This window comes from Prevotella conceptionensis 9403948 (assembly GCF_000312305.1).
Lineage (GTDB): Bacteria > Bacteroidota > Bacteroidia > Bacteroidales > Bacteroidaceae > Prevotella > Prevotella conceptionensis.
Map to the genome: position 1 here is coordinate 585,931 of NZ_HE999443.1, position 2,255 is coordinate 588,185.

The 2,255-nt window shown below is 51.5% G+C and carries 2 protein-coding genes; one reads left to right on the forward strand and one right to left on the reverse strand.

Annotated features, from left to right (window positions below; translation table 11 throughout):
- Nucleotides 1–1,281, reverse strand: a 1,281-nt coding sequence (locus BN93_RS02095; protein ID WP_044259573.1) for a GNAT family N-acetyltransferase, incomplete at its 3' end; no start/stop codon positions are given.
- A 230-nt stretch (nucleotides 1,282–1,511) separates the two neighbouring features.
- Between BN93_RS02095 and BN93_RS02100 the strand changes: the two genes are divergently transcribed.
- Nucleotides 1,512–2,255, forward strand: a 744-nt coding sequence (locus tag BN93_RS02100; RefSeq protein WP_044259435.1) for a phosphate acyltransferase, incomplete at its 3' end; no start/stop codon positions are given.

The window sequence follows — 2,255 nt, forward strand, 5'->3', positions numbered from 1 at the left end:
CGCGGCGAAAACCGTGTCTTTATAATAAAGGTCGAAGTGTGCTTGCCGCATAAGGTTGTCGGCCACGCCCTGTTGTCGGTAGTCGGGATGGGTGCTAACGCCGCTGATGTAGGCCGCCTTCACCTCTTGTCCGTGATACAACAGGTTGTAAGGCAGGGTCTGAAGAGCCGCCACCACGTGGTTGTCTATTTGGCAAACGATGTTGTACTTGGGTCTGAACACGCGCGAGAAGTATAGGTCCATGAACTTCTCCGAATCGCCAAATACCTGTTTCCACAGCTCGCGCGTCTCTTTTTTGATGCGGTTCACGTCTTCGAACAGTGCCAAGGGGTGTTTCTCCATCACGCTGTTCTTTTCCAAAAGAATATCGGGCTTGTACGATTCTTTTGCCCTTCGCAGGCCTTCGTCGCCCATATCTTCTTCGCGGTTGATGTAGAAATACTGTTCGGGCAGGTGTTTCACAAATTCTTGGTTGATGATGGTGAATGCCCCCTCATAGTTTACGTCGGCCTTCTCAACGCACACGTCGAAGGTGTTTTGGTTGATGGGACAGCCAAAGGTGAAGGCCACCAGCTTGTTGTCTACCCAAATGGTGCCGCCCGTAAGCCCCAATCTGTCCCATCGGTTGAAGGCGCGGGTCATCGAACGCAGTTCAACCGAGAGCTCTTCGTCTAGGTCTTGCTCGTCGTTATCGTCTTTCGACACGCTCCGCCATTGCTTTTCCAGGGCCAGACATTGTGGGATGAGGTCGGGCGTAAGCTCCTTATATATATAATGTGGGTAAAGGTTTTTAAACTTGTTGATGTGGTTGCGCTTGCTTTGCAGCTTCTTTCCCGAAAGGTTAATCAGCTTTTCGCGCGTGTAGATGTAGTCGGCCGAATCTCTGTTGGGCTTTATTTCGAAGGTGTCGGGAAAGCGCATTTCGATTAGGTCGCGCATGTAATGGCAAACGCCCATCAGCAAAAAGGGATGCCCCATGGCGATGGAGTCGTCTCTGATGGCCTTTATCACATTGATAGAACATTCGTCGCAGGGTTTCACCTTATACGTTCCGTCGTCTTGCAGCTGTGGTTTTGCCACGGGCATCATGTAGGCCAAGTGTCGATTGAAGTGGAACCTAAACACCAAGTAGTCGTCTACGATGGCGAACTGTGTGTTGTAAAGGAACCTCCAACTGATGAGGTTGGCAAACGAGAGGTCGCAGTTTTGGCGTTCGCCCCATAGCGTGTAGCTTTGGATGAGTTGGCGATCGCCCGTTGACAAGTCTTTGAATTTTATCATAGCCTTTTGTTGGTTGCTGGTGTGTGGCGTGCTTTGGGGAGCCTGTTCGGCTGCTTCCGTTTGTGGCAGGATTTGCCATGAGGATGCGCTTTAATTGTGCCACGGCACAAAATTATCAATTTTTATTTGTCGGACAAAGGCTATCCCACATATTTTTGTTACTTTTGCATTGTGCATATAGCCAATCAACGTAACATAAAGTTAACTTCTTAAAAACAAGGTAAACAATAATGGACCTATTACACCAAATCATAGAGCGCGCCAAGAGCGACAAGCAGCGCATCGTTTTGCCCGAAGCTAGCGAAGAACGCACACTTCGTGCTGCCGACAGAGCATTGGCCGACGACATCGCCGACATCATTCTCATTGGCAATCCCTCTGAAATTCACAAACTGGCAGAGGCTCGTGGACTTGTAAACATCGACAAGGCAACCATCATCGACCCGCTGGACAATCCCGACAGCGAAGAGTTGGCACAGCTGTTGGCCGAACTTCGCAAGAAGAAGGGCATGACCTTGGCACAGGCTCGCGAACTGGTAAAGAACAATCTTTACCTTGGTTGCATGCTCATTAAAACCAACAGGGCCGACGGACAAGTGTCTGGTGCGCTCAGCACTACGGGCGAAACCCTTCGCCCCGCATTGCAAATCATCAAATGCGAACCGGGCGTTACTTGCATAAGCGGTGCCATGCTGCTCGTAACCGACCAAAAGGAGTATGGCGAAGACGGCGTGGTGGTGATGGGCGATGTGGCCGTTACGCCCATGCCCGATGCCGGGCAGCTGGCCCAAATAGCCGTTTGCACTGCCGCAACGGCACGCTGCGTGGCGGGATTTAAAGATCCACGTGTGGCCATGTTGAGTTTCTCTACCAAGGGTAGTGCCAGCCACGAGGTGGTAGACAAGGTGGTTGAGGCCACCCGATTGGCCAAAGCCATGGCCCCCGACCTGCGTATCGACGGTGAATTGCAGGCC